This is a genomic window from Gilvimarinus polysaccharolyticus (assembly GCF_001187555.1).
Classification (GTDB): domain Bacteria; phylum Pseudomonadota; class Gammaproteobacteria; order Pseudomonadales; family Cellvibrionaceae; genus Gilvimarinus; species Gilvimarinus polysaccharolyticus.
Genome location: NZ_LFIJ01000003.1, coordinates 64,134 through 77,640 on the forward strand (window position 1 = coordinate 64,134; position 13,507 = coordinate 77,640).

General features: G+C 49.8%; 9 protein-coding genes. 7 read left to right on the forward strand and 2 right to left on the reverse strand.

The window, feature by feature from the left end; all coding sequences use genetic code 11:
• The first annotated feature begins 71 nt into the window (after window positions 1-71).
• The 6 genes from GILYN3_RS16075 (at window position 72) to GILYN3_RS16100 (ending at window position 9,744) form a co-directional block, all read left to right on the forward strand.
• Window positions 72-839 carry a FadR/GntR family transcriptional regulator gene (locus GILYN3_RS16075; RefSeq protein WP_049724054.1) on the forward strand — a complete coding sequence of 256 codons (768 nt, stop codon included), beginning with the start codon at window positions 72-74 and terminating at the stop codon, window positions 837-839.
• Window positions 840-977: 138 nt separating this feature from the next.
• A complete protein-coding gene (locus GILYN3_RS16080; RefSeq protein ID WP_049724055.1) occupies window positions 978-2,387 on the forward strand; it encodes a glycoside hydrolase family 28 protein in 1,410 nt (469 codons plus the stop codon).
• 309 nt (window positions 2,388-2,696) lie between these two features.
• Window positions 2,697-5,405 carry a TonB-dependent receptor gene (locus GILYN3_RS16085; RefSeq protein WP_049724056.1) on the forward strand — a complete coding sequence of 903 codons (2,709 nt, stop codon included), beginning with the start codon at window positions 2,697-2,699 and terminating at the stop codon, window positions 5,403-5,405.
• Window positions 5,406-5,567: 162 nt separating this feature from the next.
• The gene (locus GILYN3_RS16090; RefSeq protein WP_049724057.1) at window positions 5,568-8,066 is read left to right on the forward strand and encodes a glycoside hydrolase family 88 protein; all 2,499 of its coding nucleotides are present in this window, start codon (window positions 5,568-5,570) and stop codon (window positions 8,064-8,066) included.
• 12 nt (window positions 8,067-8,078) lie between these two features.
• Window positions 8,079-8,918, forward strand: coding sequence for a 5-dehydro-4-deoxy-D-glucuronate isomerase (kduI, locus tag GILYN3_RS16095; protein WP_049724058.1), 840 nt, complete (start codon window positions 8,079-8,081; stop codon window positions 8,916-8,918).
• A gap of 28 nt (window positions 8,919-8,946) precedes the next feature.
• A complete protein-coding gene (locus GILYN3_RS16100; RefSeq protein WP_049724059.1) occupies window positions 8,947-9,744 on the forward strand; it encodes a gluconate 5-dehydrogenase in 798 nt (265 codons plus the stop codon).
• Between the two features lie 131 nt (window positions 9,745-9,875).
• On the opposite strand, the gene GILYN3_RS16105 is transcribed toward GILYN3_RS16100, so the two are convergent.
• Window positions 9,876-10,739: a type 2 periplasmic-binding domain-containing protein gene (locus tag GILYN3_RS16105; RefSeq protein WP_049724060.1), complete on the reverse strand. Its 864-nt coding sequence runs from the start codon at window positions 10,737-10,739 to the stop codon at window positions 9,876-9,878.
• Window positions 10,740-11,041: 302 nt separating this feature from the next.
• On the opposite strand from GILYN3_RS16105, the gene GILYN3_RS16110 reads away from it, so the two are divergent.
• Complete coding sequence (locus GILYN3_RS16110; RefSeq protein WP_049724061.1) at window positions 11,042-12,730, forward strand: carbohydrate-binding protein; 1,689 nt, start codon at window positions 11,042-11,044, stop codon at window positions 12,728-12,730.
• A 102-nt stretch (window positions 12,731-12,832) separates the two neighbouring features.
• Here GILYN3_RS16110 and GILYN3_RS16115 read toward each other — a convergent pair whose 3' ends face one another.
• On the reverse strand, window positions 12,833-13,450 hold the full coding sequence (locus tag GILYN3_RS16115; RefSeq protein WP_049724062.1) for an energy transducer TonB: 618 nt from the start codon (window positions 13,448-13,450) through the stop codon (window positions 12,833-12,835).
• Window positions 13,451-13,507: the final 57 nt, after the last annotated feature.

A 13,507-nucleotide genomic window follows, 5' to 3' on the forward strand; every position in this document is an offset into this window, starting at 1 on the left:
GGCGTCACTTGAGTGGCATAGCCATTGTTGTTAGAATCTATCGATCTCCCCTCTATATGAAGCGTAAAACCATGAATGCACCTATAAGCACCGGCAGAATGACAGGCGGTCGACTTTACCAAAGAGTTGCCGAGCAGCTCGCCGCGGTTATCAATGGCGGTGAATACCCACCCGGATCTCGCCTGCCAGCCGAGCGCAAACTCGCCGAACGCTTTGAAGTTAGCCGCCCCACCGTACGTGAGGCCATTATTGCCCTAGAGCTGGCCGGCTTTGTTGAGGTGCGCGGCGGGTCGGGTGTTTATATTTGCGACGGCAGCAGTGACAAGCTTGCCAGCAGCACTTTAGATGTCGGGCCGTTTGATATTCTTGAAGCCCGCATTCTATTTGAGGGAGAGGCCGCCGAACTGGCCGCAAAAAAAATCACCGAGGAAGAGCTAACCGAGGTACGCCAAGCTCTAAGCGATATGGTTACGGAGAACGAAGGCGAGCCAATTTGCGAAAAAGCGGATGAGAATTTTCATATGTTGATCGCACGCGCCACCAAAAACGATGCCATCATCTCTGTCTGTAGCCACCTGTGGGCGCTGCGCAACAGCTCGCCGGTATCAGCGCGTATTTTAGAAAAAGTGCGCCAAGCAGGCTCCAGGCCCCGCATTGACGAACACCACAACATTCTAGAGGCGCTTGAGAACCATGACGGCCCAGCCGCTCGCCGAGCCATGCGCGAACACTTAACTCGCGTTATTCAACAGCTGTTAGACGCTACCGAAGCCGATGCTGTTGAAGAGGCGCGACGCAAAGTTATGCATAGCCGAGAACGCTTTAACCTAATCGACTAACAGCCCCAGCAAAAAGTGGCGCAGCACAGCGCCACCCCACACCAAGGTATCTGACAAAAAAATATTTTGGTATTACCAAAAAATCCTGTTTTACGTTAACCTTAGCAAATCAACAAACACGCTAAAGCAGGATTAATCATGAACCAGCTAACACGCCGCACAACCCTAAAAGGGCTGACAGCACTTCCTCTGATTGGCTGCGCAGCACGCCAGCCAGAGACTCCCAGCCCTTTAACCAAAGCCCCCTGGCACCTAGCAGACAAGATCGCTAACGATATTGTGGCGCCTCAATTCCCAGATCAAGACTTCACTATCACTGACTTTGGCGCCGTCGGCGATAACACCACAGATTGCAGCCAGGCTTTTACACTCGCCATCACGGCCTGCCATAACGCTGGCGGTGGACGAGTGGTCGTACCACAAGGCACTTTTCTCTCAGGCCCCATTCACCTTAAATCAAACGTTAACTTACACGTAAGCCAAGGCGCCACTATTGCTTTCCATACCGATCCTAAACGCTACCTGCCAGAAGTGTTTACCCGCTGGGAAGGGGTCGAGTTTATGGGCTACTCGCCACTTATCTACGCCTACGAACAAAATAATATTGCCGTGACTGGCAAAGGCATATTAGATGGCCGCGCCAACGAAACCACCTGGTGGCCCTGGAAAGGTAACCAAGAGTGGGGCAAGCCTGGCTTTCCGAGTCAAGAACAGGGCCGCAACCTGCTATTTGCCGATGCCGAGGCCGGTGTCCCGCCAGAGGATCGCCACTACGGCGAGGGCTATTACTTTCGCCCACCATTTGTCCAACCCTACCGCTGCCACAACATTCTCATCGAAGATGTAACGATCGTCGCGGCCCCCTTCTGGCTGTTAAATCCCGTACTGTGTGAGAACGTCACCGTGCGCGGCGTAACCCTCAAAAGCTTGGGCCCAAACTCAGACGGCTGCGACCCCGAAAGCTGTAAAAACATCCTTATCGAGAACTGCCACTTCGACACCGGAGACGACTGTATCGCCATCAAGTCCGGGCGCAATGCCGACGGCCGACGCATCAACACCCCTACCGAAAACGTTGTTATTCGCAACTGCGAAATGCTGGCAGGTCATGGCGGCGTGGTTATTGGCAGCGAGATCTCCGGCGGGGTGCGCTACGTATTTGCCGAAAAAAACACCATGAGCAGTCCCGACCTAGAGCGCGGCTTTCGCATCAAAACCAACTCAATCCGAGGCGGCGTACTCGAACACTTATACATGCGCAACTGCTCCATTGGCACCGTACAAAATGCCATAGTCATCAACTTTCATTACGAAGAAGGAGACGCTGGCAACTTTGACCCAACAGTACGCCACGTCGAGGTCAACAACCTCAGTTGCGAAAACGCGGGCCAAGTTTTTCAGGTGCGCGGCTTTGAGCGCGCCCCAATTACAGATTTGCGCTTTATTAACTGTCAATTCAAACGCGCCGACACCCCCGGAATTATCGAGAATGTCGACAAGCTAGTCATCGAGAGCGTACTTATAAACGGCAAAACCTTTAAAACCTAATTACCACCCAAGAAAAGCGGCCCGACCAATATCAACCTTCTATGGCTGTCGTCACTGTAAACCACCGCCTCCCCTTGCAGCAGGCGGCAGCCAGACACAAAAACTATTTTTACAAACAAAAAAAGATTCACTCAAAGAGCCGGAACCGCCCATTCGGTCATACAGAACAGGTTAATTAATGCAAATTTGGTAATGCAAAAGATATTGATTGGTCTGCCAAACTGTGCGAGTATCATTCAGCTACCAGAATAATTGGTCTATGCAATACAACCTGCTTAACAACAAAATCGGAATGATGGGGATAAAATAATGAATAATCCTAAGCTTAAACCTCTTGTCGTCGCGGTCGCCATGGCGGCAGCCGCGTCCTCCTATGCCCAGGAGCAAAGTGCTGATCAAGGTATGCTAGAGGAGGTCGTAGTTACCGGCTTCCGTTCATCGCTAGAATCAGCGCTGGGCCAAAAGCGTGAAGCCACCGGCTCAGTCGATGCGATTGTCGCAGACGATATTGCCAGCTTCCCAGATATGAACCTAGCCGAATCGCTGCAACGGATTCCCGGCGTTGCCATTAGCCGTGTAGGCGGTGAAGGTCGCCAAATTTCTGTACGTGGCCTTGGCCCCGAGTTTACTCGGGTTCGTATCAACGGCATGGAGGCCATGTCCTCCAGCGGTGGTACTGATGCTGCCGGCGGCGCTAACCGTGGGCGTGGCTTTGACTTTAACGTTTTCCCCTCCGAGTTGTTCGGCAATCTGGCGGTACGTAAAACCGCCTCGGCTGATGTAGAAGAAGGTTCTTTAGGTGCTACCGTCGATATGGACAGCGTACGCGCCTCAGATTACGACGACTTCACCGCGTCAGTATCGGTGCAGGCTGGCTACAATGATCTGTCTGAAGAAACCGATCCGCGTCTTACCTTTTTAGTTAGCAACATGTTTGCCGACGGCAAAGTGGGGGTGTTGCTTGCCGGTTCTTACTCTGAGCGCAATCTGCTAGATGAAGGTGCCAGTACTGTGCGTTGGGCCGATGCGAACGACTTTGGAACCTACCAGGGCAGCGCCGACGACCCACGCTTGGCCGAAGTAAATGACGCTTTCCGCCCACGCCTACCGCGCTACGATTATTATACTCACGAGATGGAGCGCACCGGCCTTGCAGCATCTATCGAGTTCTTACCCTCTGACAGCACCGAAATCAGCGTAGACATGCTCTACTCTAAGCTCGATCAGAGCCGTCAAGAAACCTTTATGCTCGCCGCACTGAACAACAACTCATACGCCGGCGCCATGAATGTCCTCAGCCACACACTGGACAATACCAATACGGTAACGGCCGCATCGTTCGAAAACGCAACCATCCAAGCCGAGAATCGCTACGACGAACTCTCCACTGAATTCACTCAGGTTAACCTAAACTTTAGCCACGATTTCAGTGACCGGATGCGCTTAAGCGGTATGGTGGGTCGCTCTGAGTCAAACTTTGAAAACCCAATTCAAACCACCATCATTGCCCGCAAACAAGGCATCGATTTCTCTTACGATTACAGCGGCGATAATCGCTCCGACCCTGTACTGACCTTCGGTAATGAAGTGGGTGACGTTAACGGCTGGGAGAACGGCGGCATTCGTCTGCGCCCGATCACCACCGACAACACCTTCGACAGCGCCTCGGTCGATTTAGAGTTTGATTTGACTAACAATCTGACACTAAAAGGTGGGTTACTTTACAAAGACTTCCAGTTTGAAACTGGCCAAGCTCGTCGCGCCTCAGAAAATGATGCCGGTGTCGTGCTCGACAGCAGCAGTATGATGGTGCTCGATACGGGACTTGGCGGCAACATCTGGGCCGTACCGGATATTGCTGCAATTAACGCCGCCAATAGTATTTATAGCAACTCTGGCGTGTTTGAAGTTAGCAAAGAGAACCGTTTAGTTGATAACTATTCTGCCGAAGAAGAAAGCTTAGGCGTTTACGCGCAACTAGTATTTTCCGCTCAAATCGGTGACACACCGGTTCGTGGTGACATTGGCGTTCGCCGGGTTGAAACGGATCAATCATCTACCGCCTACTCAAACTCTGCCGGCGACTTTATTACCGCCGATCACAGTTACACCGAAACCTTACCTTCGGTAAACCTTGTGTTTGAGCCCATTGAAGACGTATTGATTCGGGCAAGTTACGCCGAAGTTATGGCGCGCGCTGGCATTGCGAGCTTGCGCCCTAACGTATCAGTATCGGTGTCAGGTGGTTCACGCAGCGTTAGCGGCGGCAACCCAACACTAGAGCCAACACGCGCTAAAACTTACGATTTGTCTACCGAGCTGTACTTCGACAACGAGTCAATGATGAGCTTTGCAGTGTTCTATAAAGACATCGAAAGCCAAGTACAGAGCGTACGTGAAACCAAGCCTTACACTGCAACCGGCTTACCAATTAACCTAGCTGTCGCTGCCTGTGAAGCTGGCCCAGGTTATGGCGGCACATCAGGTTGCGACGAAAACGTTAATTGGGAGGTCTCCGCCCCAACCAACGCCCCCGGTGGTCCATTATACGGTTTTGAAATCAGCTACCAACAACCCTTTACCTTCTTGCCTGGGCCGCTTAGCAACTTAGGCTTCATTGGTAACTTCACCTACGTTAAGGCGCAGTTGGATTACCTGAACTCTGCCGGAGAGGTGGTAGCTACTCAAGACTTGCTCGGTATGTCAGAAGACACATCAAGTGCAACCTTGTACTACGATGACGGTGCATTCCAAGCGCGTGTATCTATGACTGATCGCTCGGGTTATTTGACCAACGCAACTGGCCGTAACGGTAATGATCGTGAGGGTACCAATGGCACCACTAATATCGACGCCTCGATCTCCTACGACTTCAACGAGAATTTTTCCATCAGTCTCGAAGGTCTGAACTTAACCGATCAAGTAGAAGATCAATGGGTTGATGCCAGCGGTAACCGTTTGTCTTATTATCATTCAACTGGCCGTCAGTTTTACGTAGGCGCACAATACAAGTTCTAAGTTAGAACATTCAAGCAATGGGCACCGCTTAGCGGTGCCTTTTTGCTATCAGGAAAACTTTGCTTAAGTCCTAGCAATTTAGGCTTTAACCAAAGCTTTCTTAATGTTAGCGCTATCCATCGGACGGGCAGCAACACACCACTTTTATAATAGGTACCAACTATGCCAAGATTTTCACAACTTGCACTGTTGATCGCCGTCGGCGCAACCGCGTTAACCGGCTGTCAAAAAGAGAGCTTGGATATTTCCGCAAACAGCGACACCCCGAGCCGAGTTAACACATCCTCGGCCGACAACCAGGCTCCGCTAGCGACCATCACCCTAAGCAACCCATCCGAGTTTGAACGGATCGATGAACCTTATCGTATCAGCTTCGAGCAGTTGGGCCTGAGCCAGTCGATCGCCGGAATCGGCATCAAAGTTGATGGCCGCGCTATCCCCAGCCAAACGATTGATGCAGACGGTAATGGCAGTCCCGACAGCTTGTTTACCTTGCTCGATATTGATGCCGCTCAAAAAGTAACTCTAACCATTCACGCCGGCATGCCGGCAGTTGCCAGCGCCAAGCGTAGCCAAGCCGAGATTTCAAGAAAAACCGGCGGCAGCTGGCAAGAAGATCCAGAAAAACCCGGCCAACAAATTTATGTCGGCGGTCACTTTGAAAATGTAAGTGAACTGACGCCACCATCACAACATACCGATCACTCGTATTTTATTCGCTACGAAGGCCCGGGGATAGAATCAGATTTAGTGGGCTACCGCGTCTACCTCGACTGGCGTAATGGTTTTGATATTTTTGGTAAACACACCCACCAGATGGCACTACAGAACATCGGCCAAGACGGCTTTGACTCCTACCACAAGCCCGCCGACTGGGGCATGGATATTCTCAAGGTAGGCAACTCGGTGGGCTCTGGCGGTTACGGGTTTTGGAATGGTAAGAGTGTTGAACGTGTCTCTGAGGTCAATGGCTGGGATACTCGAATCTTGGACAATGGCAATCTTTATTCTGCGTTTAGCATCGACTACAAAGACTGGAAGATCAATCATCAAAACGTCCAACTAAACGCCACACTGGCAATGCGCGGTGGCAGTCGACTCGTGCACACTCAACTTAAGCTCGACCAATCACTGGACAATCTAGCCATAGGAATTGTGAAACACCCAAACACCGAGCTAATCGAAGGCGAAATCAATATTACCGGCAAAGCCTACACCTACGTAGCCAGTTGGGGAAAACAATCTCTTAACGATGACCAACTAGGTATGGCGCTATTGTTTAGAAAATCAGACCGCCTCCAACAAACCGTAGATGAACACAATTATGTCTCGGTTATGAACGCTGCTGGCGAAGATATAGATTACTACTTTTTAGGCGCGTGGGAAGGCGAAAAAAGCGGCATTAATAGCCGTGAGGCACTGATCGAGTATCTTGAGCGCGAAGCCGAGAAGCTGACCTTACCGCTGCGTGAAACAATGATTAGCCAGCACAGCGAAGCGCAAAAAAATTATCCAGTAACCGCTGCCGACGCATTAAACTGGAGTAAACGTTTGGCAGACTCTGAGCTAAAGCGCAAAACCATGGGTTACCATAAAGATGGCTGGGACGTAAACCGTGAACGCCTACCTAAATTTGAATACGACATCGTAGGCTTATTACCCTTAGCTTACGATGAACTAAACAAAGTCGCTCCGGCCAAAAAGTACGCCGATGTAATGCCCGTGGTTACCGGCAGTTTTATCAACGATAACGGCGAGATTGCTCGCTATCAATTTAACAGCTTTAACATCGATTCTGTCGCCCCCGGTCGAAATTTGATTCGCCTGTACGAAGAATCCGGCAAAGAGAAATACAAAATTGCCGCAAACACCTTGCGCGAGCAACTTGAACAACAACCTAAAACCTCTGAAGGCGCTTTTTGGCATAAACAAAAATACACCCACCAACTGTGGCTCGACGGAGTGTATATGGGCATGCCTTTCTTAGCCCATTACGCGCAGCTGTTTGAGAACGGTCACGGCATTACAGATGTCGTTAACGAATTTAAGCTAACCCGTAAGTATTTACGCGATGCCAACACCGGTCTTTATTATCACGCGTGGGATGAAAAAAAACAGCAAGATTGGGCCAACCCAGAGACCGGTCTATCGGGTTATTTTTGGGCGCGCGGCATGGGCTGGTTAGCCATGGCGCTGGTCGATGTGCTGGACTACATTCCCGTGAACAATATCGAGCAGCGCCAGCCCCTGCTGGATATGATCCAAGAGATGGCAATCGATTTAAAAAACTACCAAGATCCCACCACCGGCACTTGGTGGCAAATTATGGATCAGCCGCAAGCTACTGGGAACTATCTAGAGTCTAGCGCCAGCGCTATGTTTACTTACTTTTATGCCAAGGCGGTACACAAAGGCTATTTAGGCGACGAATATAAAGCCGTTGCACAGCAAGCCTACGATGGCTTAATACGAGAATTTATTACCGTTCATAGTGACAACGAAGTTAGCCTAACCAATATTTGTTATGTAGCAGGCTTAGGTTTTGGTCGCAATGGTAGCTATGACTACTATATGAGCGAGCCCGTTTACCAAAATGACCCTAAAGGCACTGGGCCATTTATTTTAGCCGGAATTGAAATGTACAAACTCCTACAACCGTAAATAGGTACTAGCATGAAAATTATTGAAGAGCGCTTTGCGGTTCATAAAGACGATTACAAACACTACGACACAGACAAGTTGCGAAAGAACTTTCTAATTGAAAAGATCTTTGCCACCGACGAAGTATTATTTGTTTACACTCACTATGAACGCGTTATGGTCGGTGGTGCCATGCCCGTTACCCAAGCAATCACTCTTGAGCCCGTTGACCAGCAAAAAGCCAACTTTTTCCTTGAGCGACGCGAGCTTGGCGCTATTAATGTCGGCGGCAAAGGTTCTATTACTGTCGATGGCGAATGCTTTGAGTTAGACAATAAAGAAGCTCTATATATTGGCCGCGGCGCTAAAGTAGTTGTGTTCGCCAGTGACAGCAGTGACTCGCCGGCTAAGTTTTATTTAAACTCGGCACCTGCACATCATGCCTACCCCCATAAAAAAGTCGGTATGAATGACGCGAAAGTGTTGCAACTGGGCACAGCAGAAACTTGCAACGAGCGAAAAATTAACCAACTATTGATTAGTGATGTTGTGGCGACGTGCCAATTACAAATGGGCATGACCGAGCTGCAACCGGGCAGCATCTGGAACACTATGCCGGTGCACACTCACAGTCGCCGGATGGAAGCTTACTTTTATTTTAATATCCCCGAGCAACAAGCCGTTTGTCACTTTATGGGCCCGGCCGATGAAACACGTCATATTTGGGTGGCTAACGAGCAAGCCGTAGTATCTCCACCTTGGTCCATGCACTCAGGGGTTGGTACCGCCAATTACACCTTTATTTGGGGCATGGCAGGCGAGAACCTCGACTACACCGATATGGACTTTCACAGCCCCAACACATTGAAGTAACACAGCACGTGAGTTAATAGGAATTTTTATGTCTACTGAACTGTTTTCATTAACCGGAAAGATTGCCTTAGTAACGGGAGCTACCCACGGCTTAGGTATGGCCATGGCCATGGGGCTTGGAAAAGCCGGTGCGACACTGGTGATTAACGGCCACTCGTCACAAGCAAAAGTCGATGCCGCGTTAGCGCAATACCGTGGCGCAGGTATTAACGCACACGGTTATCTGTTTGATGTAACCAATGAGCTCGAGGTTAATAACGCTGTAAATAACATTGAAGCAGATATCGGTCCGATTGATATTTTAGTCAACAACGCTGGAATTATTCGTCGCACACCACTACTAGATATGGATTTGGCCGAGTGGGAACTGGTGATTAAAACTGATCTCACCGGCGTTTTCACTATGACTAAGCCCGTTGTGCAGCGCATGGTTGAGCGCGGCCAGGGCGGTAAAATTATCAATATTTGTTCCATGATGAGCGAGCTGGGACGCAACTCTGTGGGTGCCTACGCGGCGGCCAAAGGCGGTCTTAAAATGCTAACCCGCAATATGGCTACCGAGTGGGCCAAACACAATATTCAAGTTAATGGTATTGGCCCCGGTTACTTTGCCACCAGCCAGACCGCGCCCATTCGGGTAGACGGCAACCCAATGAACGAGTTTATTATCAGTCGCACTCCCGCCGGTCGCTGGGGAGATCCCGATGATTTACAGGGTGCCACCATATTCCTTGCCGCCAACGCCTCTAATTTTGTTACCGGGCAAATTGTGTACGTTGACGGAGGGATACTGGCAACTATTGGTCGCCCCAGCAACGAGTCTTAACCAATCTCACGGGTGCTACAGTCGTCTACTCGGCTGTAGCGGTTAAGCTCGGGCACACAACGCGGTCATGAACATGACATGTGCAGCATCTCCGCTCGGTCGATCCACAACCGACGACACAAGTATCGCCCCTAATATAAAACCGGAAATAAACTGGTAGGATTTTCTAGCTTAATGATGCGGCTTTGCGAAGGCGTAAAACTTGTAGCAGATGAAACGTGTAAGCTGCCATCGGCGTGCATGGCTTCTAAGCCATCATTCAAGCGCGCTATCAGCTCTGGGCGTTGATTCGTAACAACCGGCGAACTCGATAAAGGGTAGTAAATTAATAAATTGGGGACAATACTAAAACGGTTTGAATTGTGAGCATACTTTTCTAATATTGCGGCAGTTTCATCCACGCCTAAGGGCAAATAATCGATTTCACCCCGCTCAAGTAAACGGAGTAAAACAGGTAAATCTTGCCCGCCTTTAACCGGCAACCCATTCGCTTCGTACACCCACATATCGGGCCAATAAAGCCCTTGTCCGGCCATTTTTTTACGCAAATCATTAGCATGCTCAACATCGGCAAACTCTTCCAGCCGATCTTGGCGTACAACAACGTGGCGATAACCCAGCTTACCACCAGCAATCGGCACGGGTATCAAGGTTAATTCGTCGGGCGGGAAACTCATATACGAGGTCGGCACTATGTGTACTTTCTCCCCTGCCGTCAGCAGATGACGCCAATCTGAGCCCAATGAGCTCTCTCGAGATACCACCAACCGATAAGGTCCGTAATGTGCTTTAGTACGTTCCAATGCCTGTTGAATCACCCAGGCTTCACGCTCGGCACGAGCCGGTGAATTACCGCCCACCCACAGTCGATATTCAGGCGTCTTAGCGGCTAGCTCCGCGGCATCTTCAGCCGCAATTAATGCAGGTGCTTGGCTAAGACCGAGCAAACAGATCAATACTGCCCAGCACAAACTTTTATTCTTTATTTTCACCATACCCGGTCTCGCCTTTGATTCGGAAACGTTCGCTGCAGGTAATGAGTATCATAGCATAGTGATTTAAAGACTTGCGCTCACTTGAAATAAAACAAGATGCCGATATTCCTAACTCATCTACCACCTCAAAGCCTCACAGCACAAGGCTTAGTGAGAAGTATCACTCATTTTGGACGTCCCTCTTTCATCATTACGTAAAGTGAGGCGACCACCTAGGCAACTCGCACTAGGCTGCGACTGTACCGTTAGAGGCTGCTTACAAAAATAGCTCATAACATCATATTAACCTCAGGGAAAAGATTATGACAATAAGACACTTCCATTCGAAAACTTTACTGCCAGCAGCCTTGTGTGCCTGTGCGCTACTTAGCTGCCAATCGGCCTTAGCGACACGATTTCAGGCCGAAGACTATACCGCTTATGCCGATACAACCAGCGGCAATATCGGTGGCGTCTATCGCTCTGACAACGTCGATATAGAACCAACCCAAGACGAAGGAGGCGGTTATAACGTCGGCTGGATTGATGCTGGCGAGTGGCTAACTTACGCCAACCTTAGTATCCCTACCTCCGGCCGCTACGCCTTACGGGCCCGTGTTGCCAGCAGTAGCGGCGGCACTCTTTCTGTCGATTTAGACGCAGGCTCTATCCTTTTGGGCGAGCTAAATATTCCCGCTACCGGTGGCTGGCAAACTTGGCAAACCGTTGAGCAAGAAGTGGAATTAAACGCTGGCAATTACAGCTTAGGGGTATACGCCAGCACTGGAGGTTGGAATTTCAATTGGTTAGAAATAGAGCCTGTTGGCAATAATGGCGGGGCTAATAGCACAACTTTTGAGGCCGAGGATTACACCAATGCCAGCGACAACACACCAGGTAATATTGGTGGTGCTTACCGCGATGGCAATGTCGATATTGAAGTGACCACGGATCAAGGTGGCGGCTACAATGTCGGCTGGATCGACTCGGGCGAATGGCTTGCATTCAATGACTTAAATGTAACAACGGCCGGCAATTATCAATTTGACGTTCGCGTCGCTAGCGCTAATGGTGGCACCCTGTCACTGGATATAAATGGCGGTAGTACCGCCTTGGGAGAGATTACAGTACCGGCCACCGGAGGCTGGCAAACATGGCAGACTGTCACGCTTAATGCTTACCTCCACGTCGGCAACCATAGCCTCGGCGTTTACGCTACCAGCGGCGGCTGGAACTTCAACTGGATTAAAGCAACCCCCTCCTCCTCGGACAACAATCCACCGAGCTCAATCACCTGGAGCGATGAATTTGACAGTATTGACCTCAATACTTGGAACTTTGAAACCGGCGGCAACGGTTGGGGGAACAACGAGCTGCAAGACTACACCAACGGCAACAACGCCTCGATTCAGTTTGACCCGCAAGCCGGTAGCAATGTACTAGTCTTGGAGGCGCGCAAAGAGCTCGGCAGCGCTTGCTGGTGGGGCGGCAACTGTGGCTACACATCCACTCGGATGAATACTCGCTATAAAAAATCATTTAAATATGGCCGCATGGAAGCGCGACTCAAGCTTCCTAAAACTCAAGGGATTTGGCCTGCATTCTGGATGTTAGGCGATAACTTTAATAGCCAAGGCTGGCCGCAAGGTGGTGAGTTAGACATTATGGAGCATGTAGGCACCAACAACATTACCTCCGGCGCACTGCACGGCCCAGGTTATTCAGGTAACACTCCGCTGACCGGCCACCTTGACCACGCCTCGCCGATTGAACAGTCCTATAAAACCTATGCCGTAGAATGGGATGCAAACGGTATTCGCTGGTTTGTCGATGATATAAATTTTTACAGTGTCAGCCGCGCCCAAGTCGAGCAATACGGCCAATGGGTATACGACCAACCGTTTTGGTTTTTATTAAATATCGCCGTTGGTGGCAACTGGCCGGGCGACCCAGACCACACCAACTTTAGCACTCAGCGTATGTACGTAGATTACGTTCGGGTATACCAATAAAACGTAAAGCGGCCCTCGCAATGAGGGCCGCTGTTGCTTAAAATAAATCTAGTAATTAAGTTAAAACCAACCACCTACTCCTCTTTTTACTCGGCTTCTTATCTACTTCGCCAACTCAAAAATAAATCGGTTTTGCACCCCATACACCTCCTGTGGTGTACCGTTTTCAACTCTGGGTTTGTACTTAAATCCTTCCGCCGCTTTAATCGCAGCCTTATCAAATACACGGGTAGGTGTGCCATCTAAAGTGGCAGCACGCAGTACAGTCACATCCCGCGTGGCACCGCTACGGGTTACAGTAAAAGCAACTACAACCTCTCCTTCTAATCCGCGCTGCAAAGCTGTGCGTGGATACTGAGGTGCAACTTTAACAATAGGCAGGTAATCACCCGCAAGCGGTCCGTTTAAGTCAAGAGTAGTTTTTGTCATAACTGGCGGGGTAAATACAAACACCTCAGGCTTAGTTGTTTCTATCTGAGGCTTAGTTTCAACGATGGGAGTCTCTGGCGGTACTGGAGGGGTTTCGGGACGCGTTAACTCGCGAGGTATAACCGTGATTGTCTCCTCTGGCATAACTATTTTGCCAATATCTACAGAAGCTTCTGGCTCAGTAAAAACATAATCGGTTTGCACCAATGTAGCCATTACTAACAGGAGTGCCAAGGTGGCTAGTAACCCTAAAGGAATCGCAGTAAAGCGCATTACAGTTGCTGTGGTCATAATCCATTACCTCAAGCCAATAGTTACTTGCTTACATATATTTACACAACAACATTA

Bases quoted from the DNA above. Each gene is read 5' to 3' on its own strand.
- GILYN3_RS16085 (WP_049724056.1), top strand. From the start codon at position 2,697: ATGAATAATCCTAAGCTTAAACCTCTTGTCGTCGCGGTCGCCATGGCG.
- GILYN3_RS16110 (WP_049724061.1), top strand. From the start codon at position 11,042: ATGACAATAAGACACTTCCATTCGAAAACTTTACTGCCAGCAGCCTTG.
- GILYN3_RS16080 (WP_049724055.1), top strand. From the start codon at position 978: ATGAACCAGCTAACACGCCGCACAACCCTAAAAGGGCTGACAGCACTT.
- GILYN3_RS16115 (WP_049724062.1), bottom strand. From the start codon at position 13,450: ATGACCACAGCAACTGTAATGCGCTTTACTGCGATTCCTTTAGGGTTA.
- GILYN3_RS16100 (WP_049724059.1), top strand. From the start codon at position 8,947: ATGTCTACTGAACTGTTTTCATTAACCGGAAAGATTGCCTTAGTAACG.
- kduI (WP_049724058.1), top strand. From the start codon at position 8,079: ATGAAAATTATTGAAGAGCGCTTTGCGGTTCATAAAGACGATTACAAA.
- GILYN3_RS16090 (WP_049724057.1), top strand. From the start codon at position 5,568: ATGCCAAGATTTTCACAACTTGCACTGTTGATCGCCGTCGGCGCAACC.
- GILYN3_RS16105 (WP_049724060.1), bottom strand. From the start codon at position 10,739: ATGGTGAAAATAAAGAATAAAAGTTTGTGCTGGGCAGTATTGATCTGT.
- GILYN3_RS16075 (WP_049724054.1), top strand. From the start codon at position 72: ATGAATGCACCTATAAGCACCGGCAGAATGACAGGCGGTCGACTTTAC.